The following is a 24,412-nucleotide window of genomic DNA, read 5'->3' on the forward strand; positions in this document are numbered from 1 at the left end:
GGGTGACAGCCCTGTTTTAATTCAGCTTATTTACTCCGAATATATACTCCCTACCCTATCGCGCAGGTTATAGCCTGATGCCATTACTTCGCCATAAGCCCCAGCGGTACGTATGGCAATCAGGTCACCGCGGAATGATTCTGGGAATTCTACATCCTTCTGAAAACAATCCGTGCTCTCGCAGATAGGACCAACCACGTCGTATTTTATTTGTCCATAGTCCATGGTCGATGGTCCATGGTCTTGTCTACTTATATTCTCTATCTGATGATAAGCCTGGTAAAGCATGGGGCGCATCAGTTCGGTCATGCCGGCATCCAGTACCAGGAAGTTTTTCTTTAGGCCGTTCTTCACGTATAGTACCCGTGATATGAGCGATGCGCTTTGGGCTACCAGTGCGCGACCTAATTCAAAATGCACTTCCTGACCGGGTTTTACGTTCAGGAAATTCTTGAACACCTGGAAATAGTTTTCAAAATCGGCTATGTTACCATCGGGATTATAATAATCTACACCAAGACCGCCACCTGTATTCAATACTTTAACCGGGAAGCCATGATCCTCGAACCAGTCCTGCATTTCGTTGATGCGGGTACACAGGTTTTTGTATACTTCCAGATCGGTTATTTGGGAGCCGATATGGAAATGGATGCCTAAAAATTCCAGGTTTTTACATTGACGCAAAGCGGTTGCCACATCGGGCAGCTGCCATATGTTGATACCGAATTTATTTTCATCAAGACCGGTGGTAATAAAATGATGGGTATGCGCATCCACATTCGGGTTGATGCGGATAGCTACCTTGGCTCTTTTGCCTTTGGCAGCGGCCAGGCCATCAATAATATTCAGTTCCTGTACTGATTCTACATTGAAACAAAAGATATCGGTATCCAGACCCAGGTTTATTTCCTTGTCCGATTTACCTACGCCAGCAAACACGATCTTGCCTTTGTCAAAACCACGGTCGATAGCTGCCCTTACCTCGTTACCGCTCACACAATCGGCCCCAAAACCAAAAGACTGGATCATCTCCAGCACCCGCGGATTAAAGTTGGCCTTCATCGCGTAGTGCACATGAAACCCATGCTTAGCCGAAGCATCGCGGGCCGCGGTAAGCGTTTGGCGCAATACCTCCAGATCGTAGTAGTAGAATGGTGTATCTAAACCTTGGAATTTATTTATTATATCTGTATTGAACATTATTTTAAGTCAAAAATCAAAATTAAAAAGTCAAAAATATGCGAAGAAACTAAATCCGAAATCAGAACAACCTGTTGTGCAGGCTCCTCAAAGTCTCTATTTTATCTTCGGTTTTTACCAGTAGCGACAGGTTATGGTCGCTGCCGCCATAGGATATCATCCTCAGCGGGATATGTTTTACGGCTTCCAGTACCCTTGCCGCATAGCCGTGCTTTTCGGCGCCAAAATCGCCTACCACGCAAATAATGGTATGGTTTACATCCAACTCAACCGAACCAAAAGCGTTCAGCTCGGTGGTGATATCGCCCAGGTAGGTGGTGTCATCAATAGTTAAGGATACGGCCACTTCCGAGGTGGTGATCATATCGATAGAAGTTTTGTACCGCTCAAATACTTCGAAAACTTTACGCAAAAAACCATGCGCCAATAGCATCCGGCTTGACTGGATCTTGATGGCCGTAATGCCATCCTTGGCAGCGATGGATTTGATCTTGTCCTTCTCGCTGGTATTGGTGATGAGCGTACCCTTTGCCTGCGGATCCATGGTATTGAGCAAACGCACCGGGATCTTATATTTTTGTGCCGGGAACACGCTCTGCGGATGCAATATCTTAGCACCAAAGTAAGCCAGTTCGGCAGCTTCATCAAATGACAGCTGGGCAATGGGCTGAGTACCCTTCACAATACGCGGATCGTTGTTGTGCATGCCGTCGATATCTGTCCATATCTGTACCTCTTCGCTGCGGATACCCGCGCCTATCAGGGATGCGGTATAATCACTGCCACCACGGCGCAGATTATCAACCTCGCCAAAGGCGTTGCGACAAATGAAGCCTTGGGTAATGAACAGGTTTACTTGCGGGTATTTATCCAGCAACGGAGTTAATTTCTCGGTAATGTGGTCAACAACAGGTTCGTTATCCTCATCTATCTTCATAAAATCAAGCGCGGGTAACAGTACCGATGGTACGCCGATCTGTTTCAGGTAAACGTGGTACAGCGTGGTCGACAATAATTCGCCTTGAGCCAGGATGATCTTATCTTCGATAGTGGTAAACAGATCATTAGCCAGGTTGCTGAGTACCGAAAAATGGTAATCGATAACCTCTTTGCCTTGTTTTAAAAATTCGTCATCAGTAAACAGTTCCTTGATAAACAGTTCGTACTTATCCTTCAGCAGCTTAATGAGGGTAATGGTCTTTTGCTTATCGCCTGTGAGATAAGCCTGTCCAATTTCAACCAGGCTGTTGGTGGTGCCTGATACTGCCGAAAGCACAACAATCTGCCTTTCAGTGGGATTAATGATGTCGAGCAGATTTTTCATACGCGCGGGGCTACCCACCGATGTTCCGCCAAATTTTAAAACTTTCATTTTTTAGCTTGTATGTTCTATTGCATACCGGCAAAAAAAGGTACCGGTATTTGAGGCGCTAAAAATAAGATTTTAAAATACTTATAGCCTATATTCGAGGCAAATTAATCTCAATTAAATAAGGGCCTTTACTTGGCTTTATTTAATGAAGACAATATCAGCTCTTTTACCTTTTCCATTACGGCATCATGCTTTTCCGCAGTAATATAATTTTTAACAACAATATCTGGTATTAAGCCATGTTTGGAGTGATGATCGCTGGCTGTGGTGCTTTCCCAATACCGCGGCAAATGGAGCAACAAGCCGCTATTAGGTAGTCTGATGGTCGAAAAGCCGCCATCGGAGCCTGCCTCGGCCCCACCTGTCTCTTCGCCGATAACGGTTACTTTACATTGATTTTTCAGACTGGCAGCAAATATGCTCGCTGCAGAAAACGTTCCCTTATCTACAAGTAAATAAATATTTTTATCAAAATGATACTCAGCGGCTGGATATAATTTGGGGAGCTGGCGCCAGCTATAATTATAAGGCTGCACTTTATCCGTGGTTTTCTGGGGCTGATCATTTCCGGCATCATGCAGTATATAATCATTAAAAGTGATCTTGTTAACCGGTATTTGCGCAGCTTCTATCTGGGTAAATTCGTTTTTAATCAGATAACGCATCAAATCGCCACCAACAACAGGAAGTCCACCAGTATTACCCCGAATATCAATCACCAGGTTTTTGATCTTATCATCTTGCATCCGTTTAAAAAACTGTTCATGAAAACCCTGGTAATAATTAAAATAAGAGAATCCCTTGATCTTTAATACCGCTGTCGATGGTACAGCTGTCGGGTAATCAACGGATACCACCTTGTTAAGCTCATCCTTTGTTTTTTCAAGTAGTTCTTTGATCTGATCGGCTCCCATAGTACGTTTGGCATGAAACGCTTTCAGGTGCAGGGTACTGTTTCTGTTTAAAGTATCCATTACCTCCAGATCATAAACCGGTTTATAGCCAAACACATTCCCATATACCGAGCTAAAACCAACACCCTGCAGTTGATAATCGGTCCACTGTTCACTTAAATCCTCACCCGATACATATTTTTTCAAGGTGGTAATGATCTGATCTGATGGTAAACCATCTATACTTTTTACTGTCAAAATGTAGCGTTTGGATGTGTCTTTAGCACTTTTTATCCGTAAAAGTAATTTACCATCCTGAACCGTCAGAAAAGGAGTCAGATGATCAACCGGGTATTTATTTTGCCAGTTGATATAGGCTCTCGAATAAAATAAACCCGTATGCCCCGAACGAATACCGGCAATAACCGGCTGCAATACCCGCCAAAATTCAATTTCAGTCATGGGTTTATTAATCATTGCGGCGGCGTTTATAAAAGCACTATCCAAAGCAGCTTTGCTTTGGTAACGGTACAAGCTGGCGTGTGCTTCTATCAATACATTTTTCAAAAATGCAAGGTCGTCAACCAACTGCGTTTGCGTATAGGTTTTTGAGGGTGTATACGTGGTATCTATCTGCGCGCTTACCTTTCCTGCCAGGAGTAGCAGAATTATCAGCAAGCCATTTTTTAATCGTTTCAATTGAGATGGGGTTTACCTATAAAAATAGATATTATCTCAAGTACGCTAAGTAAAAACTTTGTTGCTTAAGCGGGCTTTAAAACGCCTCATTCAGTCCCAGGAAGAAGCCCTTGGAACCGTATTTACCCCAGGCATAATCCAGGCACAGGTTGGTACGCGTAGCCTTGTTAAACAGCACCCGTAAACCACCGCCGCCACCTGGCTGCCACACCTGAAATAGTTTGGTACCCAGCTCATCATTGGCGGTTTGCATATTGAAGAAAGTAACCCCGCTTACAAAACCATTCCGGAGTATCGGGAAACGGTATTCCACTTCGGAGTAGTTATACTGGGTGCCTTTGAAATAAGTAGATGTATAGCCCCTGCCGCTGCGGAAACTGCCATCGCGCGCAGTGCCCGGAACCTCCAGGTAAGGCAATGTACCACCAAGCAAGTAGGAACCCCAGTTCCAGAACGCGATTACATGCTCGGGATGGCTTTCGGACAAACTGAAATACTTCCTGAAATCGGTGGTAAACTGTACCGCGTTTTTGGTACTGCCTATCCAGGTTTGATTAACCCGAAAACCGGCATCGACATAAATACCCTTATAGGCCCGATTCTGGTTATCGCGTGTAGTATACTGCACGTTAAAAAGCAGCCCGTTTGCCGAGTAACGGTCCTGCGGAAGTCCATGTTGTTCGTTATAGATACGGGATGGGGTTAACTTATTGGTGGTATCTTTGGCTTCAATATTCCGCCGGATATCAAAGGATACCCCCGCCCCAACAAAAAGGCCTTTCTGAATTTCTTTATACACCTTTTCCCTGAAATTAAAATACAGCGATTTAAGCGTATACACTTTGCGCTGCGGATCGGCCAGTATTTTATCTGCTTCACTTCCTTCTACATTCTGCCGGCCAATACCCAGGCCAAAGTCGGGTGTAACGGTTTTAGCGGCAACAAGGCTACCCTGAAAATTCCATTTATTGCCCGGCGTGTAAACGTTATGGTTCACATAAAAATAAATAATACCCTTGGTAGTGATAGAAGCTGATGTAGCCGCTACAGACAACAGCGTATTGGGGTCGTTCCCTAATTTACGACCAGCCACTGCCTTGATCCCGATCTGCGAACCGATAGTGGGATTTGCCGCCACATTGGGAATAATGGTAATACCCGATGATTTTTTCAGAACAGAATCGGGCTTTTTATGCGGATGAAGAATTGCATTTGCCAAATCGCCTATATCATATTGTTTAGAAAGCGTTGCTGCTTCCTTGCTTCGCATTGTCAAGGCCTGTTTCCGCAAGGAATCTTTTTTTAAAGAATCGGCACCGGCAACCTGGGCGCTGACATTATTAGTCAAGCCTGCCCATAGTACCAGTATTAAAATATTAAACGCTAAATAAAACCTTCGCTTTGTTATATGTTGTGTTTTCAGGATGATAAATATTTAATTCTCAATTACTAATAGATCTGTTGTGATCAGTTAAACCAATTTCTAAACCCAACAATCCTCAAAATGTTTGATAATTAAATTATTCAAAGCTTGTTTTACCTACGCCGCGCACTATAAATTGTGGATGTAGGTTAATAATAAGCCCGCCGAAAAATGAGAAGTATGCGTAGTTACGGGATCACCGGCCAGTAAATTATTTTCATTGGGATTATCAAAATTAATATCCTGCAAATATTTATTGGTTGTACCGTATGACAATAACAGCCCTGCCCTGAAATTAAACTTGCGCCGCTTTAAATTAGCCCCAAGCTGGCAATGATAAATATTGTAATAGGCGATATTGCCCGACGATCCATTATCATCTTTATACAGATCATTATTGGCATAGTTAAAATCGGTATGTAAGGATACAAAACCGGTTACATCGGGCCGGAGCAGATAGCTTGCTCCAAACCCGAAATTAATAACAGACCGTCTTACATCTTTAAGTCGCAGATCTGATTGAGCCGAGATCCGGATGGGCACCTCACCCTTTACCGCGTCAACATCCCGTGGACTTATAATGCTATATTCGTTCACTTTGGCAAAATACTCGGCGGCAAAATAAATTTGTCCTTTCTCATAATCATAGGCATAACCAAAACCAATGCTTAAAGGCATTTTATAAATAGCCTTCAACTTCTGCTGCCTGGAATTGATGAGGAAGTTGATCGTATCCTTACTGCCAGGACTTGCCGGATCATCGCTGGGTATAATCAGGTTATTCACCGCGTTATCGCTCAGTATGTTTGCCCTACTGGCTATATGCATCAACGGCGATGTTATGGTGAGGCCAAAATGATGTCGATCCTCATCGTATGCAAGACCGGTTTTAAACCGCAAGCCAACTTGATAATACGATGCCAGGTATGATTGTTCTGATAAACTTAAAGGTAAAAAGCCCGTATTGGTATTTACATTGATAAGCGCTCTTGAGCTGGCATCATAATCGCCGGTTTGTTTACGCAGTTGTCCCTCAGCCCATAAACCCAAGGCCCAATGATCGGCTATTTTAAAACCCCCGCTTATAATGCCGGTAGTTTCATTAATAGAGCTCTGTTTTTTTACTTGTCCCAAAAACGACTCATCTCCCGGACTGTACGAATCACTGAGTACATTAAACTTAGCGTCGCGCTGTTGTGTTACCTGGTAGTTCATCACCGGATTGTGGATAAGGGCATAGCCCAATGTAAAAGGCTTTTTTCCTTTGAATGAAATAGTGGCAGATACTATTTGCGGAATTATAGCAGCCGAGCTTGAGTTAAGATTGAGCCCGGTTCCGGCACCATTTTTTGTGCGGATATTGCTGTATTGATAAATTGACCCACTAATAGATGCCGTAGTTTTATTGCTATAAGCCAGCAAGGCCGGGTTCAAAAACATCACCCCGCTGTCGCGGTTAAAAGCAATTACAGCACCAGGTGTTAAGAAGCCGGCAGGATTATAATTGGACGACCAATAGTTAGCATCCTGAGCTCTAACTCCTTGAAGCAAAAATAATAAGCAGAAAAAAATGATAAAGGTTTTTAACATAGGGGTATGTATTTGGCGTAAAAATATTATAAATTCAACCTACGGGGAAAATATTGGTTGCTATTGTTAAACTATTTTGCCCCCACGGTTCGTTTAAAGGTTTCTTATGAAGTTTATAACGCTTACCTTAACACTACTTTGCTTTTTCATTTTTTCACAAGCCCAAAACCTGAGCTTTAGCCAACCTGTTAACTTTTTACCTGCGGCCCGTACAGATAAAGCTATTGATATTACCAGCTTTAAAGGCAATTATTTTGTTACCTGGAAAGAGGCGGGCCCAAGTGGTAGTATCCACGTATGTTATGTAGGTAAACATCACGACATCCGCCTTTTAGCAAAAGATGCGACATCCGGCACAGAAAAGAGCGCCTTCGCACCGGTTTTAAGGGTGACGAACAATCATATCTACGTTTTATGGCTGGGTACCGATGGCTCGTTAAAATACATGATCAATAACAGTGATACTACGTTCAATACGCAGGCTATTGGCACCGTGAATTTCCAGAATTCGACCAAATTACGGTCAGGCATTACAGCGACGGTGGTGAACGGCCGTATCATGATCGCCTCACACGCGGCCAATAAAAACGATATGGTTGTGGCCTTTATTGATGCTGATGATAAGGGCATGCTTAAACCGGCTGTACTACAAACCGTACCCAATAAAAAAAGCGCCGAATATCCATTTATAGTTACCCTCTCCAACAACACGGTAAGGCTTTGTTATTATAACGATCAGGGCATTTACTATACCGATCTGAATACCAGTACCCAAACATGGACGGATCAGTCGCCGGTATCCGGTTCAAAAACCAAGGTATCGCCGGCTATTTACCATGTATTTAATACTACACGTTTGTTCTATATCTGGAAAGACACTAAAAAGGATAACAACGTATACTATGCTACCGGCGACGAACAGGCCAGATCATTAACCGGGCACCCCTTACCTAATTATTTCAAAACAGCCTACCCGGTTGCCGTTTGCAAGATAGACGATAAAAAGTTTGCCATGGCTTTTATTGGCGCCGACCAAAAACTGTACCTGAGCTTTTTTACCACCTACAACCCGGCACGCTGGATGGAGGATACACTTTTTCCCAATAAAGGTGAGCTGACGCTTAAAGATATCGTGATCCCCGGCTCGCACGACGCGGGTATGTCGGCATTAAATGGCACCGGTGGCAAACAAGCCGGCTCTATCAACAACTGCAATACGCTTACGCAAAAACTAAATGTAGGTCAACAGCTTAACGCGGGCATCCGGATGTTTGACCTGCGGGTGGGGGCATTTAAAAACAGCATTTATACTAAACATAGCTCATCAGATTGTATGGCCGAGGCTATGGGCGGCGGTTATGGCGAACGTTTTAAGGATATCCTCGACTCCGTTAAAAACTTCCTTGGCCGAAACAAAAAAGAGTTTGTGATTTTAACTTTCAGTCATTTTTGTCCGAAAGAAGCTTCTACAGATGAGGTGGCCGATTATATTTTCAGCATTCTGGGTAAGGAGCATATTTTTAATAATCAATCCAAAAGCATCGATCAGATCAAACTGGATCAGCTGGCAGGCAAGGTGATCGTAACCTTTGAACAATATGCCAGCGCCGATAAACTCATCGACTCCAACTCCATGGCCGATAAAAGCAAAACGTTCCTGAACATCCGCAGGGCCTATGCAGCCACTAACCAGGTCAATAAATTATTAACCAAAGAGGAGCTGTTTTTCACCTCAATGAAAAGCGGAGTGAGTAACAACGACCTGATACGCCTCGACTGGCAACTGACCCAAAGCAGCGACGAAGCCGCCCTGGTATGTAACGATTTCCAGAATGAGAATGTAGACCCGGTAATCAATGGCCTGATGCTGCTTACCAATGTGATCAAGAAAAACAAAAGCATCATCGATATGGCCACAGCAGGCAACAAATACCTGCCGGCCAAAGTTAACGAATGGATAAGCACGGGCACCATCAACAAAAACAATAAACCCAATATTCTATACGTCGACGTAGCTGGCCCCTGGATAACCGATTATTGTATTGAATTGAACGGCACGGCGGTTTATAATTAACACTACAAAGACCTGTCAGTCTGAGCTTGTCGAAGACTCGTGCGTAAAGGCCTGTACACCATGTTTCAACAGGCTCAACATGACACCCTCCTTTTAACATTCATTATCAATCTACCCAAACACATTCCCCTTCACCAAAAACAGTGGCAATGAGCCATGATCCAACACCCGGGAATGAAAATCTTTGATATTAAAATTCTTGCCTTGTTTCTTTTGCAGTTCTTCTTTCCAGTGCAGTATTTGCAGCGCGCCGTATTTATAGCTTACCACCTGAGCAGGCCAGCGCCTCATGCGGGCTATTTCTCGCATGGCGATATCATCCTGGTTACGGATGTTCTTTTTCCAGAAGGCCAGGGCCTGGGCATCGGTCCAGCCGTAATAGTTTAATCCAACATCAAGCGGTACACGTACAGAGCGTACAATGTCCCACTCCCATTTGCCCATTTCGTCATAGGGTGTTTGGTATGCACCTAACTGTTTGCCCAGTTCTTCGGTATAAGCGGCCCAGCCTTCGGCCAAACCCGCGTAAAAAAAGAGTTTTTGCACTTCGGATGTTTTTGTCTGTGCCACTATACTTAGCTGATAATGGTGCCCGGGTACAGCCTCATGAATAAAAAGCCAATCGAACTGCCGCTTATTGTAAGGCTTATCAAAAAGGTTATAGTAAAAAATATTGTCATTATAATAGCCCGGTGTTTGTGCCAGCTGCTTGGCGGCTCCTTTTTCTATTTTTAGCGGCGGGATATTTGTATCGTTAAAAAGTTTGGGCAAGTTGGCATATACAATGGCCTTGGTATGTTCAAACGCCTCCTGTGCCTTAATTGGATCTTTTTCAAAAAAGGAAGAATCATTTAAATGCTTGTAAAACGCATCTTCACTTAAACCGGTTTGCACCCTCACGGCTTCTATATGTTTTTGTACACGCGTAACTTCGGACAAACCGAACTGGTAAATCTGATCGGGCGTAACGTCAGCATCAACCCAACGTTTTAGTAAATAGGCGTACCATGCCTTACCATTGGGTATAGTGATGATACCGCCTGTGGGTATTTGCGCTGGTTTGTGTTTAAGCCAGTCCTGTTCCAAAGTTAGGTGTTCCAGGTTGAGTTTGGTTTCATAGGCAATCAGCGTGTAATCTGTTTTTTGGGAGGGGCTTAGCTCTACGGGTTTATAAATGGCGAGTTCGGCCTGTACCGATTTGAAAAACTTGAGTTGTTTTTGTAAAGCATCCGCCGAACCGATACGTTCCAGCCCGGTTACATAGCTCAGGTCGAGCTCTGGCAGGTTGAGGGCTTTATAACCACTCGCAAACTTGCTGGAAAAAGCATCGAAATTTTGTTGCTCGCTGGTATGGTATAAAGAAAGTACAAAAAGGCTGATAGTGGCTATAAAGGTCTTCATAATATTTTGATAAGCAATCGCCTCCTTTGTTACATCGGCTTAATTATTTGCAGGTACTTCTAAATCACCCTGATAGGGTGAGGATTTACAGCCCGGTAAACATTATATTTGATATAAACCAAACCTAAGCACCTGATGTACAAACTCATCACCCTTCTGGCTTTTACACTGATAGCAGGTAAAACCATTGCCCAGGTAACTTACCCTGATGCAGCATTGCCCACTGATACACCCAGCATTTTTGCTAAAGGATTATTAAGTGACGGCCTGAGCAATCGTGATTTTACCATATCGCCCAAAGGCGACGAGATATTTTTCACCCTGGAGCGGCCGCGTATAGTAGGTAGTGTTATTTTGCACCTGGTTAAAAAAAACAACCAGTGGGGTAAGCCCGAGGTAGCCTCTTTCTCGGGCCGCGACAATGATCATGAAGCCGCGTTTTCTCCGGATGGGCAATGGATCTATTTTTCATCAGACAGGCCCTTGCTGGATACCGGTGCCCGCAAAGATTTTGATATATGGCGGGTTAAACGAACCGGTAATGCCACCTGGGGTAAACCCGAAAACCTGGGACCCAGTGTAAATACCGCTAAAAATGAGTTTTATCCCAGCATTACCCGTAGCGGTAATCTATACATAACCGTAGAAGCCGACTATGGTAAAGGAGATGAGGATATTGTACTTTTTAAAGCCACACCAACCGGATACAGCAAACCCGAAAGCCTGCCCCAAGATATCAACACCAAATACGATGAATTTAATGCCTTTGTTGATCCTGATGAGCAATTTATCCTGCTTTCATCCTACGGCCGACCGGATGATATGGGTCGCGGGGATATGTATATCAGCCAGAAAGATAAAGCTGGTAACTGGCTCCCGGTAAAACGATTGCCCGTACCCATCAATACTACCACGCTTGACTATTGCCCATTTGTAACCTAGGACAAAAAATATCTCCTGTTCACCAGCAAACGGTTAAACCCACAAATGCTTAACAAAAACGGTAAAACCTATGAGCAGATCAAGGCACAGCTAAACGAAGCAGGTAATGGCAGTGATGATATTTATTGGGTAAAATTTAACCCGACATGGTAAGAGGTTGACTGAACCGGGATTTTTGGGATTAAAGGACTTGTGATATTGTAAAGCACAAGTCAGTTATCCGCCAACAACCGCACAAATCTTGCGCGAAAGAGAGGTTAGTAAATAGTTTTTATGATCTTATCGACTCCTTGTATTAACTCTTCCACCTCTTCTTTATAAGGTTCTCTATCTTTATTATGGCCACACAAATTCCTTATATCAGCCAAACGTTGAATGAAACGCCAAACAATTACGTCAACTACATTACTATTTTTCAATAAATCATTAAAATCTGCAATTGTAGGATTTTTCTTCCCCAATGGAATTTTATGATTATTACACACTTGATTTAAATGCTTTTCGATAACTACACCACAAATAACTCCCGCAGCTCTAAAGAAGCCTTTCTTACTTAACTCCTTTGCACTTTCTATTTCTGTATCAAATATATCAGCTTGAACTAACTGCTTAATATCAAATAACGAGCTGGTAAATCTCTGTTGTAATGCTTTTAGAATACTTAACTGCTGTTGAAATTTAGGAAATGCTGCACTTCCGTCTACTTTTACAGCTCCCCCCCTTGTAGTCACTAACCCAATGATGAAATCGGAAATAGTGTATGTCAAAAAATCAATTTCCTTTCTCCGCTCATTCTTATAGAGCTTAACAAAATCATCCACTCTATTTGGCATTAATTGATTTACAACAGTTAAAGCTTCGGTATACCACCCCTCATAATTATCCCTAAAGTTTAAAGGAGTATATTTTTTTAAAAGTTCATCCTTATGAGGTACTTCATCTAAACGTTTCAACTCTTTAAGTAAACCTAATTGTAAACGAACACCCTTTTCATATAGCGCTTCTAAATCAGCTTTATATTTGTCCAAATTTGTCATCTTCCGATTAAAAATTGTAATACACCTATTACTTATCATCCTCCGTTGTTTCCTTCAGCTCATCTTCCTTCTTGGCCTTGCCCATTTTTATTTTAGGGTTTTCCTGGGTGCCGGTGATGGTCATTGGAATGCCAAATATACCGAATGGCGGCAACCCTAATCTGAATTGCAGGTTTAGTTTGCCATCCAGACTTACCTGACCTTCAAACCGTGGTCGGAAACCGGCCATACGCATTTTGGTACGTTCAATGGTCATTATATTATTGGCGATGGTGCTTTTGATATCTACTTTGCTTACATCGCCCTTGGCCAGGCTATCGTGACCGGTTTGTTTACCTACCGCGCTGAATAGTTTAAAGCCATACAGTTTCACCTTTTTTACCGAAAGTACGCCGCCACCTTTTATGGAAGGATAGATGGGTTTCATATCACCATTGAGTTTACCATTGAGCTTATAATCTAACGACACGATACCCTGTACATGCGCCGCCGACGAAGCCATGTCATGAAACATTTTTACTTCTTTATAAGCACGCTGGATATCAAATTCTTTGGCGTTGATGTGGTAATCAAAGTACGCTTTTTGCGGTGTGGTGCTGCCATAGGTGGCGTCCATAACCACGGGGGCGCCTATGAGGGTAAAACCGGTTTGTTTCAGGATGATCTGCCCTTTGCTGATGCTCATTTGCCCTTTGGCATCGCTAATGTCCAGCCCCATGTATTTTACCTTTTTTACATTGGCGGCAAAATCAAGATCGAGGTTGGCGGGTACCAGTATAACGCCATTTGATTTGGTAGGCGTAGGTTTAGCCGATGCCGGAGTTCCCGCGAAGGCCATAAAATCATCAGCTACTATCAGATCACTTTGTAAATTAAACTGCCCTTTCAATACCGAATTTGGTTTAACGGCATAATCAATCGCGTTGGATAGTGCGCCATTCAAAATGATAACCGACTTACCGTAATTAGCCGTAAACTGGTCAAACTTCATCTTATCCTGATTAAAGCTGAACAGGCCGTTTTTGATGAGGAAAGGCTTGGGGAATAATTCAGACCGCAGTGTAACATCCTTCACTTTCATGGTGCCGGAGTTAGCCAACAGGTTATATCTGCCTGCAAGAGCATCGCTTTGTTTACCCTTTAAGGAAAAATTGGTACTGATAAAGCCTTTTACATCATAGCCTTTTACAGCGAAAACTTTATATATTTTGCCAATATCCAACTGCCCGCGTGAGGCTACACGATAGTTAAGATCATCAAAATTGTGCAGATCTGCCTTCAGCATAAAAGGCTGCCCTTCAAAGTTAAAGGATACGGGTTTGATATTCACTTTCAAGCCTTTTAATGAGCTGGTATTGTTAGTGATATCCGCGCTCACCTGTATATCCTGCACCGGGTGCGGGTAATATTTGGTTTGTACATAACCATTTTTCAGCTCCAATTTGGCATCGGTAACCGGGAATATCCCACGTTCGGGAATGTACCTGCCTTTAATTTGCAGGTTTGCATCCAGGTCGCCGCGTACGTCCATACCGCTATCGGCAGGTAAAAATTGTTTCACATCGCTCAGATGGAATTTGGTTTGAAGCCCCGCATCGATCATAGCCCCGGCAGTGTTGCTTAGTTTCAGATATCCTTTGATATAATTATTTAGCGCAATGGCATTCAGGTTATCTACCTGCAGAGTAGCATGGGCTATGTCATGATCGGGGCAGGCGGCATTCAGATTGAAGCTGATATTTTTTAGCGCTTCGGGCAAGTTGGCGTATTTGATATACCCATCGGTAAATGCAGAGTGCAAGGTAAATTTAGGGATGCTGGTGATCACCGTTTCTGTCTTTGGTCGTAACCCGCCTGTTCTTTTCAGTCCTTTGGCGTATTTACCCTCGGCCAGCAAGTGCAGCGAATATCGTCCTTTCAAATCAACTGCTTTAACGCCAAAGGCACGGTTCCATTTTTGCAGGTCAACCTCGGTATTGATCTTAGCGAAGATCTGCGGTTCTTTGATACCTTTTACTTTGATCACCGAGCCAAAATAATCTTTACCGATGTTAAAATAGATCGAATCGACATTGAGGTTCAAACTGTCCGGATTGAGGCCTGGCAGCCTTGCATCCATATTGATGAACAGGTTTTTTACCGGCTCTGGCGTGCTTTTGTTCACTACGGCGCCATCACGTACCTTCATATTGAAAGTAAAATCGGGCATGATGTTTTTGGAGGCGATGTATTTACCGGTAAGCGCAATCTGTATGTTACCGTTACCGCTGATATCCATATTGTCTACATATTTTTCGTACTCGGCAGGCAGGGCGGTAAAAATATCACCCAGGTCATTTTGGTCTGATGTGATCCTGAAATCCATATCATAGCCCTCCTTCAGGAACTCGAACCGGCCTTTAAACTTAACCGGGAGCTTATTAATGAGCAAGTCGTTTTTCTGAAAGGCAAAAGCCAATGATTTGGTATTGATACTGGTAACCAGGTCGGCATTTACTTTTTTATGGTGAACGTAGCTTTTGCCGCCATAAACAAAATCGACAGATGCCGCCGCGATATGGCTCGACAGATCAAAAATATCTTTGCTCAGATCGCCGCTGCCTTTATAGTTAAAATCGCTGGCCTCAATTTGCATCGGCACCGACTTATCATCATACACCAAGCGGCTTTTTTCAATCAGAATTTGTTCAATCCCCAATGAAGCGCTGCTGGTATCGGCCGCGTTAGCGGGCTTGCTGCCTTTTGATTGGTATACGTTATAGTTGGCTTTACCGCTGCTATCCACCTTAATATTGATAAGCGCCTGGCTCAGGTATATTTTATTTATATTGATTTTGCTTTTAAATACCGACGAAAGATCTATCGCCAGCGAAACTTCTTTGGCTGCCACCAGCGTATCATTCTGGAAAGGCGCGCTGCCGTCTAACAAAAAATCATTTAACGTAAGGGTAAGCGCCGGAAATCTTTTAAAGAACGACAAGCGCGTGCTGGTAAAATTCAGTTTGCCGTTGATACTGCCACCGGCCCATTGCTTGATCTTGTTAGTTATGGTCTGTGGAAAAAGATACGGCAAGAGAAACATCAACGCCAGTAGACCTACCAGTGTTATTCCACTTATTTTAAGTGTTTTAAATATGATTTTTTTGATTGGCATCGGCATAAAAGTAATTGCTGATAAGGAGCCATGAAGATAAGGATAAAAGCCAAATGCCGTGGGTAAAATTATTATTAAGCTTTATTGGTAAAATGTTTTAACTGATGATTAAATACATAAAAATTATTCAACCGGTGTATCGAATACACTTTTTTCAACGTATTGTATAATGTCGGTACTATAAGTTCCTTGTCCCCAATACGGGGCTCTTTTTAAGAGCCCCGGGGGCAGGGATATTTTAACAGTCAATTATGGCTTAGTCCAGAGTAAGAACTCGGCGTTATTGGTACTCGTCATAGAGCGGGTAACGTTTTCAAATCAAACCCTTTGTATTTTGAAACAATATCATATACCTGCTCGAATCCCTTAGTACCATGTGGGATTATGCAACCGCTATCATTCCCTGCTAATGTTAACCATATATCCGGCAACCAGGGCCCCGAATCGGTATTGATGAGCAATATGGCTTCCAGGTCGTTCCAGAACAAGGTTTCTGTTTCACGTTCCGGATGTTCAACTTTTACAAATTCCGCTGTAACGGTTATTATAAAATCATCTTCGGGCTGTTTCATTTAATTTATATTGTTTGATTACGGAATTAAAATGATCTTCCCGGTGCTCTGTTTGCTTTCCATATACTCATGAGCCAGTTTGCCATAGGCCAGTTTAAAGGCTTTAGGAACCTGCAATACCAGTTGCCCCGAGGTTATCCAGTTAAATAATACACCCGACCGTTTAATTCGATCTTCTTTCGAATCCAGGTAACTCCAAAGATCACCGCCGGTAATGGTTTGTGAGCGATCCATCAATAACTCTAAAGATGGCGGGGGCTCGGGCAAACCGCCTGCTTTACCATACAGCACTACGGTGCCCAACGTGCGGGTTATCTCCAGGCTGTCATTCAAGGTTTTTGCTACGCTGTCATAAGTCACATCTACACCTTTGCCGCCCGTATAATCCAGTACCTTTTCTTTCCAGTTATCCTGATATAAAAAAACAGCATCGGCCCCTGCTGCCAGGGCGGTTGTTCTTTTAGCTTCTGAGGAGGTAAGCCCAATAACCTTTGCGCCCAGCAGTTTGCATATTTGTGTAAGCAACTGGCCAACCCCTCCGGCTATGGCATGTAACAGTACAGTTTCGCCGGGTTTAACCGGATAGCTATCCGTTGCCAGGTAATGGGCGGTCATACCTTGTAAAAGTATAGCGGCGGCGGTCTCAAAGCTTATTTCGGCAGGTAAAGGGATAGCATGGGTGACAGGTACGGCAACCAGCTCGGCATTAGCAAAGGGTACATCGCCAAAGCTTACCCTGTCGCCCGGTTTAAAATCGGGATGCCCATTATTATCGGCTACTATACCGGCGCCCTCATAACCCGCGATGTAGGGCGGCTTGCCCGATAGATGGTAATTCCCCTTACGCCGCTCGGTATCGGAAAAATTAAGCCCGATGGCTTTCATCTCAACCAGTATATCTCCTGCTTTTAATACAGGCGGGGCAATATCCAGATATTGAAGAACCCCGGGATCGCCAAATGTGGAAAATGTTAGTGCTTTCATATCATCTAATATCCATCTTTTTCGGGTCACCTATTTAACATGGCAGGTAATTCAACATAAACAGACAATAGCATGATATTTTTAACAGCCTCCTACTCCGCCGAACGTAACATTTAATTTACAGATAAAATTTCGGTTATCTGTAGCATTCATACCAGTGTTATACGTAAGGTTAAGTATATGATGATCTCTACAATAATTAATTTTATGAAATACGTTCAACAAAATTTAAAAAGGCGTGCAGGCATGGTCGGGATGATGTGTTTGCTGGCTGGGCTACTCACTTCCTGCTTAAAAAATCATGACAATGACTATGTTGAACCACCGGTAGCCTATCTTTCGGTGATCAATGCTTCACCTGACTCACAACCAGTAAATTTCTTCTTGGATCAAAACCGGGCCAATGATTTTCCTATTAACTACGGGCATGGGATTGATTACATCAGAGCTTTTCCGGGTAAAAGGGTTGCTACCTTTTATGTAGCAGGCTCACAGCAAAAGCTCAAAGCCGATACCATTAGTCTTACTGCTCAAAAATTTTATTCGATGTACTTATCCAATGTTACTGCTACTCCGGATATGATATTAACCACCGACTCGATCAGTCGCCCTGATGCAGGGAAAGCCACCATCCGCCTGGTAAATGTTAGTCCGGATGCAGGCGCGGTTGACCTGGGGATAAAAGCAGGTGCTTTACTGGCCAGTAACCAGTCGTATAAAGGAGCATCGGCTTTTGTACCTATACAAGGCAACAGTACTTACACCTTAGAAGTTCGTAAAAAAGGAACTACCACCGTTTTGGTTACGTTGGCAGACTTAAAACTAAATAGTGGTTCAGTTTATACTATATGGCTACAGGGCCTGACTGCTGCCACCGATCAAAAGAAACTGAGCGCTAATGTGCAAACTAACGCCTATTATTATTAAGTATCGTTTTCAAATAATAAAAGCCTCCGCAGCGTGTTGTGGGGGCTTTTTATTTTAGGGCGATGTTTATTTCTGATTCTACAGAAAAAATCATAACAATCTGATTTTGATTAAACTTCATAGATATTTTTAAGTCAAAGCGATACAAAACTTCAACCTATGAAAACATTACTTATCATTTGTTTGGCGATAGCGCTGTTATCGTCATGCAGCACCTACCAAATGAATATCCTAAGCAGTACAAACACTGTTCATAATGAACGGACCGGTGAGTTTAAACTGGAAAACGACTCTGTAAAGATCCTCTACTCTTTTGCAGGTGAAAATGTACCTATCCACGTAAGCATCTATAACAAACTTAACGAGCCTATTTATGCCGATTGGGAACGCTCGGCATTTGTGATGAATAAAAAAAACACCAGCTATGCTGATGGCGTTTTACAGGTAAATGGAACGCTTTCAGGAACATCTGTAGGCCGGGGAATCCGTTACTCCGATGCCAGTATCAACGCGCAGGTAACACTCCCACAAAATGTAGCTTTTATTCCGCCTCATTCCCAGGTGAGTAAAACTATCACCAATGTTGATGGTAAGGAGTTCCAGTACATCGCCGATACACTTTTCGCCAAATCCAAACTACCTTCGGGCTTTGGCGGTGATCTCAAAGTAAAACTGGCTAAATTTGAACAAGGAAAAAGTCCATTATTTTTCAAGAGTTATTTAACGTTGTACACACTCAATAATAATGTGCAAAAACTCATAACCTATCAGAACGATTTTTATATTTCAGAAGCTTTCAGATCATCACTTGGCCCTGAAAATTTCTCGGACTTTGGAGAAAACAGAGGCGATCACTTTTATATTAAAATACCTAATTAAGCTGAGTAGATACCCTTTAGGAGGAGTAAAATAGTTATAGCGAAGTGTTTCTGCTTATGTTATTCTTTTTCACTAAATAGAAAACAGCAAAAACCACAGCAATTATCGCTAAATACATTGTCCAGGTATCTATAGGACAAGTGCCTATCGGATCATTCAGGTCACATGGTTCACCTGGGTCATCAGCTAATACCATAAATACATTACTCACAATCAGCAAAAGCATTACCGCTGCAGTTTTCCGGATGAAAGACCTATTTACGCTGTTTATATTTTTTATCTTTTTCATAACAATTGAAATAAATACTATCTTTTTATAAACTTTCCTTGCCCTATCAATGCCCCGTTTGATGCATCATATAAATTAACTATGTATATACCTGGGGTAAAATAGCCCACATTGGCTGTCCAACTTGAGCCTGTAACCTTCCTTTTGCTCATTACAAAACCGGTTGGGCCAATGATGCTTAGGCTATAAGCCTTGTTGGATGATTCGTCCGCGATCTGCATTTGAATTTGTGATTCGGCGGGATTAGGATAAACTTTTACAACAGATCCGTTAGGAGACTGCAGCGTGTATACAACACTGATTTTGGGTGAATAGGTTACCGTTCCGTCCCGGTCGGTTTGCTTTAAGCGATATACATTATCCCCGGTTGAGGCAAGCAAGTCCGTATAAGTATAGTTGCTGGCACCCGTGCTTTTAAGCTGATATATGGAGTTAAAGTTCCCCGCTTGATCCTGCTTTTCTAATACAAAAGAGGTAACGTTTCCCTCATTCTCTACTAACCAGTTGATATCAATTCCTTTGGTTGCTTTTTTACCGGTAAAACTTAGCAAGTGATAATTTGAGGGACTTTTATTAATAACCAGTTCAAATCTTCCTGCGCCGTAAGTAGCTGTATTACTGTTGTCTAAATTAAAATTATAAGTATTGTTATGAGTCATATCTAATGAATCATTCAACAGCTTATCGTGTAAAAAAACAGTGTAATAATCGGGCAAACCACTTATCTCGGTTTTAGAGAATGTATATATCCCAGATGTGGAACCCTTAACATACAAGGGGATCACCGTTCTGGAGGCCGAAGGCACCGGGTATTTATTCAAGGCCAACCGCACACTATCCGCACTATAACTTGAAAGGTATACACTTGGCCCTAATCCATCCAGATCTTTGCCATCCTCTTGCTGATCATAGGTTGACAGCCAACCATTCTTAAAATAAATAGCGCAGTTATCGTTACGAACACTATCTGCCGATAATTTCAATTTAATATCCGGGATAACTTCACTTGTATTTTGTGCTGAAACGGAATTTACGGATTGCGCGGCCGGCGGCCTTGCATTAGCAATATGCATTTGACCTGGTACCGACATCAGCAAGGGAGTTGGTTGCTGATTGCCATTCACTTTTGCGGCCTCGGTAAAGGTTACTGTAGTTGATGTTGCACCAAGCAGGGTGATGAAGAAGCCTTGCCCGCTGCCCAGGTACCTTGAGGCTCCATTGCCATCACTTCCACCGGTAGTACCAATGGTCGGATCCCAATAAGAATACCCTTTATTTACAGGATTAAAAACCAGGAATTTTGTAGCAGCTGCAGCCGGATTGGAAAAATTGATCCCCGTATTACCTGATTTTAAATTGGTATTGTTTAAATCCAATGCGCTGGCGTACGGGTTACCCAAAAGATAATATCCCGTTCCGGGACTATGTTTACTTAATGTAGCGGAAGAGCCTGCATATGCCCATGGTGTAAAGCTAATAGAACCTTGATTTAAAGCTCCGGAAGCTGAAAGGGTAACCGTTTCTGGCGCTAAACCTACGGTACCACCTTTTTGCCCAGGTCCTGTGCCCAGGTTATTAATATTATCACCAATAAAATAAAACATGAAGCCATTGCCAACTGGTAAAGTAGTGTTAGCCACACCGGTAATATTAACCGTATTACTTCCTGCAGTTAGTTTTTCAAGCCCTTTAAATGTGCCCGATGTAAATGTTATATTGCTTGTAGGTACATTTTCCTGGTAAAAATACAGCGTTGGGTTATTATTAGCGGTAGCATTAAATCCGTTGGCAGTACCTCCCGGTCCCGAAATGAACGCGTTGGCGGCTACATAATTAACATTAAAAATACCAGCACCAGTGTTAACCGGGCTCGACATTAAGCGATAACCACGCTGACTCGTGGAACCTCCCTGTAAATAGCGTTCCACATTCACATTTCCTGTTATGGGAGTGGTATAATTTATAGGCGCGACCGTAGCGCTTGAAGCAGCGGTTGACTTTAAAGTAAGATATGCTGTGCTACTGGTACCCGCCACCAGCTTTGCTGGGCTTGTCATGGTTAATATACCGGTAGGTGATACGGAAAAATTGCCAGTACCAGCGTTCATGGTTGAAACACTGGCGGCATTAACACCATTAAAGGTTACCTTATTAAATACCGTACCCGCAGAGCTATTGTCAAGCAAGGTTTGCGCGCCCGTTCCGTTAAAAAAGGTAGTACCTGTGCTTTGTGTATATACACCTCCGCTGTTATTAGTGTAATTGCCCCCTATATAAAAATTAGCTGAGCCCAGATTAAATGTGCCCGTGTTGCTAACGGCGCCTTTAATAATAATATCTCCCCCGTCTTGATTAACCACTGTTGATGCCTGGTTTGTCCAACCACCTGTTACAGTAACCGTAGGATCGTTGGTATTTAAATTCACAATGCCACCACTCGTAGTCCAATTGTTGCCAACGGTTAAACCTTGTATGGGAGCCACATTAATGGTGCTGTTTTTATCAGCAACCTTTGTACTCGCACCAGAAAATGTCAGGTTATAATATGCCGGGGATGTTGTATTTATGTAGGTTGCTGTAGTGGTGGTTGATGGCTCATTAGCGGTGTAAACTATTTGATTTTCGGCATTATTATCACTAAACAAGGTAGTGCCACTGCTACCACCGAATGTAAAATAAACATAAAAATTATCAATCAATGGGGTAATAATTGGGGCCTTGTTCCTTAACTCAAAGGTATTAGCGTTACCAACAGCAGTGGCTGTATAACCTGTATTATCAGCTATAACCTGGCCATAACCCTTAAAACCAAGTACTCCCGGATTTAAACCCGCAAAGCCATTAATTGTAGGTGAAAAGGTTTTAACAAGATTCATTTGCCCCAGAAGCGTTGTTGTCCCTTTTTCTACCGAAAAACAAGGATAACAAACCTGTCCACTGCTTGCATTATTAACCCCGTTGCAGTTGAGTAAAATATTCCCGTTGATAGTTAACTGATTTACCTGAGCCGAAAACAAGGCAACATCAGCAACGGAGCCAGCTGGTTGCGTTGTGGCATCCCCTACTACTACGTTTCCCTGGCAAAGTACACTCCCCGTTCCGGCTATGATAGCATTAAAAATATTCCTGGGGTCGGCCGCACCTGCATAGTGATTTTGGGCTATGTTTCCGGTTACGGTTAATGTAGTTGAAGTTGCACCATTATTGTTAACCGTTAACAGCATGGTATATTTTGTTCCAAAGCTTTGTTGTGCTCCCGAGGTGTTTCGCAAATAATATGTGGCAGCTGTAACGCCATTATTGCCAAAGGTTATAGACTTCCAGGTTGTATTGGCAGCTACAATCGGGAAACGGGTAAGTGTAAGGGTTTGGCTTCCTAAATTTACGCACAAACCACTAATAAGGGTATAAGTAGTAGCAACACCAATTCTTACATCGTCATTAGCGCCGGGAGCCACAGGGCAAGCTATTAAACCGGCTTGTGCCCAATTTCCGGCATCTGTTACATCGGTACTGTTTCTACCAGTCCAATCAAAAGTTCCGGCTTTAACTGTATTTGATAAAACCAGTAGCAATAAACAAGCACCTATTTTAAAACTCATTAAACTCCAAATATTGCTGTGTACTTTCATTAGATTATGACCAATTATTGAAATTTGAGGCTGCTTAATATCTTGATTGATCAATACTTCTTATCCCTGATTATTACTCGCTGCGGTGATTAATTAACAGAGGTGTTAAAAAGAACTATTTATTTAATACTATGACATAAATCAGTTTACCAATCACAGATATTACATAAATTTGATTGTTTTTGGATTAAGTTTAAACTGCTTCGACACACAAGCTAATTACACCGACGAAATGGCCATCGGGCACGATGGAATGTTGGCAATACCGATAATAAACTAACTTTTTCTACGTTACCGCCTAAACTGCCAACCAATTATTACAACAAGGTTCTTCTTTAAAATCCGGAATTTCTGATCAGTTTATTATAAGATACCGTATTGCCAAAATTATACCTGAAACCTATAGTAAAGTGGGCATATTGGTCGGGCGCATTGTTTTTAAACTTTGTCGGAGGATCATTATAGCCATCGAGTCCTTCACCAAAAGCATAATTGTGTTCGTAACCCAGCGTAATGGTATAACCTACCTGCTCATAGGAATCATAAATTTTAAACTCGTAACCAAAGCGCAGCGGTAATACCATGTTGGTGCTTTTGTCCTTGCCCTGGAAACCATTGGTGCTGCCCACCGGGCCGTTTTGAACATATGCAGGCAGGTTGGTACGCTGTATATCCTTCATATTGTTGGATATGGCGCCTATGCCGGTGCCCACATAAAAGTTTTTGATCACGTTTAAAAAACAATTGTCGGCATAATCAATAAAACTTCCCAATTGAACATCGGCATGCAGTAATAAAGCTTTATAGGAGTTTTTATAAATCCGGCCAAAGGCATCTTTATCGGGAGTACGGCCACCGCCCGAAAGCGTGCCGAACTGGTACTCCAGCGCTACAGGCACGTAAGGGTTAAAATTGTAGGCGATGTTTAAATTATAAATAGGGTGGTACTCTTCCCTTTTCATATCAGCGTATGCCTTGCCATAACCAATACCGCCGCCAATACCCCATTCATAATAGTTGTATCCGTCCTGTGCCTTTGCAATAAAACCAGCGATTGTGAAAACAAAAAGCAGAATAAATTTTTTCAAAGCTAAATTTTAATCAATGTTCAGTTAAACAGACCTTATCTAAATATATAAGGTATTTAATATTGGCAAGGCTATGTTAGACATAAAGGCAAAACCACCCGATGAATAAACAGAAATGGCCGTTGAGCGGGGGAATAGTTAGATGTCTGGCCCATAATTTCAAGCCACCTGTTCGCGTTCTTTAGAGCGGATACAGAAAGTGACCATCCAGTTAAAAACAATCGGGATCAGCAGGATCACCGAGATCAGGAAGGTG

The 24,412-nt window shown here is 42.6% G+C and carries 17 protein-coding genes; 4 read left to right on the plus strand and 13 right to left on the minus strand.

Annotated features, from left to right (window positions below):
• Positions 1-30: 30 nt before the first annotated feature.
• The 5 genes from lysA to FHW89_RS09875 form a co-directional block, all read right to left on the minus strand.
• The gene (gene lysA, locus FHW89_RS09855; protein WP_172334851.1) at positions 31-1,200 is read right to left on the minus strand and encodes a diaminopimelate decarboxylase; all 1,170 of its coding nucleotides are present in this window, start codon (positions 1,198-1,200) and stop codon (positions 31-33) included.
• A gap of 61 nt (positions 1,201-1,261) precedes the next feature.
• Positions 1,262-2,572 (minus strand): aspartate kinase, encoded by a 1,311-nt coding sequence (locus tag FHW89_RS09860; RefSeq protein WP_172334852.1) that lies wholly within the window; start codon positions 2,570-2,572, stop codon positions 1,262-1,264.
• 128 nt (positions 2,573-2,700) lie between these two features.
• Positions 2,701-4,164: a S41 family peptidase gene (locus FHW89_RS09865; RefSeq protein ID WP_172334853.1), complete on the minus strand. Its 1,464-nt coding sequence runs from the start codon at positions 4,162-4,164 to the stop codon at positions 2,701-2,703.
• 76 nt (positions 4,165-4,240) lie between these two features.
• Positions 4,241-5,434, minus strand: coding sequence for a BamA/TamA family outer membrane protein (locus tag FHW89_RS09870; RefSeq protein WP_172334854.1), 1,194 nt, complete (start codon positions 5,432-5,434; stop codon positions 4,241-4,243).
• A gap of 282 nt (positions 5,435-5,716) precedes the next feature.
• The gene (locus FHW89_RS09875; protein WP_172334855.1) at positions 5,717-7,177 is read right to left on the minus strand and encodes a hypothetical protein; all 1,461 of its coding nucleotides are present in this window, start codon (positions 7,175-7,177) and stop codon (positions 5,717-5,719) included.
• Positions 7,178-7,283: 106 nt separating this feature from the next.
• On the opposite strand from FHW89_RS09875, the gene FHW89_RS09880 reads away from it, so the two are divergent.
• Positions 7,284-9,251 (plus strand): phosphatidylinositol-specific phospholipase C domain-containing protein, encoded by a 1,968-nt coding sequence (locus FHW89_RS09880; RefSeq protein ID WP_172334856.1) that lies wholly within the window; start codon positions 7,284-7,286, stop codon positions 9,249-9,251.
• 111 nt (positions 9,252-9,362) lie between these two features.
• Here the strand turns inward: FHW89_RS09880 and FHW89_RS09885 are convergent, their stop codons facing one another.
• Positions 9,363-10,652 carry a DUF885 domain-containing protein gene (locus tag FHW89_RS09885; RefSeq protein WP_172334857.1) on the minus strand — a complete coding sequence of 430 codons (1,290 nt, stop codon included), beginning with the start codon at positions 10,650-10,652 and terminating at the stop codon, positions 9,363-9,365.
• Between the two features lie 135 nt (positions 10,653-10,787).
• Between FHW89_RS09885 and FHW89_RS09890 the strand changes: the two genes are divergently transcribed.
• The gene (locus FHW89_RS09890) at positions 10,788-11,594 is read left to right on the plus strand and encodes a PD40 domain-containing protein (protein ID WP_172334858.1); all 807 of its coding nucleotides are present in this window, start codon (positions 10,788-10,790) and stop codon (positions 11,592-11,594) included.
• 257 nt (positions 11,595-11,851) lie between these two features.
• Here FHW89_RS09890 and FHW89_RS09895 read toward each other — a convergent pair whose 3' ends face one another.
• The 4 genes from FHW89_RS09895 to FHW89_RS09910 form a co-directional block, all read right to left on the minus strand.
• Complete coding sequence (locus FHW89_RS09895) at positions 11,852-12,631, minus strand: hypothetical protein (RefSeq protein WP_172334859.1); 780 nt, start codon at positions 12,629-12,631, stop codon at positions 11,852-11,854.
• 28 nt (positions 12,632-12,659) lie between these two features.
• Positions 12,660-15,785, minus strand: coding sequence for an AsmA family protein (locus FHW89_RS09900; RefSeq protein ID WP_172334860.1), 3,126 nt, complete (start codon positions 15,783-15,785; stop codon positions 12,660-12,662).
• A gap of 293 nt (positions 15,786-16,078) precedes the next feature.
• Positions 16,079-16,357, minus strand: coding sequence for a hypothetical protein (locus tag FHW89_RS09905; RefSeq protein ID WP_172334861.1), 279 nt, complete (start codon positions 16,355-16,357; stop codon positions 16,079-16,081).
• Between the two features lie 18 nt (positions 16,358-16,375).
• Positions 16,376-17,341 carry a quinone oxidoreductase gene (locus FHW89_RS09910; protein WP_172334862.1) on the minus strand — a complete coding sequence of 322 codons (966 nt, stop codon included), beginning with the start codon at positions 17,339-17,341 and terminating at the stop codon, positions 16,376-16,378.
• A gap of 207 nt (positions 17,342-17,548) precedes the next feature.
• Between FHW89_RS09910 and FHW89_RS09915 the strand changes: the two genes are divergently transcribed.
• Positions 17,549-18,268, plus strand: a complete 720-nt coding sequence (locus FHW89_RS09915; protein ID WP_172334863.1) for a DUF4397 domain-containing protein — start codon at positions 17,549-17,551, stop codon at positions 18,266-18,268.
• Positions 18,269-18,427: 159 nt separating this feature from the next.
• Positions 18,428-19,147: a hypothetical protein gene (locus FHW89_RS09920; RefSeq protein ID WP_172334864.1), complete on the plus strand. Its 720-nt coding sequence runs from the start codon at positions 18,428-18,430 to the stop codon at positions 19,145-19,147.
• 34 nt (positions 19,148-19,181) lie between these two features.
• On the opposite strand, the gene FHW89_RS09925 is transcribed toward FHW89_RS09920, so the two are convergent.
• From FHW89_RS09925 to FHW89_RS09935, 3 genes are all read right to left on the minus strand, one after another.
• On the minus strand, positions 19,182-19,436 hold the full coding sequence (locus tag FHW89_RS09925) for a hypothetical protein (RefSeq protein WP_172334865.1): 255 nt from the start codon (positions 19,434-19,436) through the stop codon (positions 19,182-19,184).
• Between the two features lie 17 nt (positions 19,437-19,453).
• Positions 19,454-23,038, minus strand: coding sequence for a hypothetical protein (locus FHW89_RS09930; RefSeq protein ID WP_172334866.1), 3,585 nt, complete (start codon positions 23,036-23,038; stop codon positions 19,454-19,456).
• A 365-nt stretch (positions 23,039-23,403) separates the two neighbouring features.
• A complete protein-coding gene (locus FHW89_RS09935) occupies positions 23,404-24,156 on the minus strand; it encodes an outer membrane beta-barrel protein (protein ID WP_172334867.1) in 753 nt (250 codons plus the stop codon).
• Positions 24,157-24,412 lie beyond the last annotated feature (256 nt).

Source organism: Mucilaginibacter sp. SG564, from assembly GCF_013149275.1.
In the GTDB taxonomy this organism is placed as follows: Bacteria; Bacteroidota; Bacteroidia; order Sphingobacteriales; family Sphingobacteriaceae; genus Mucilaginibacter.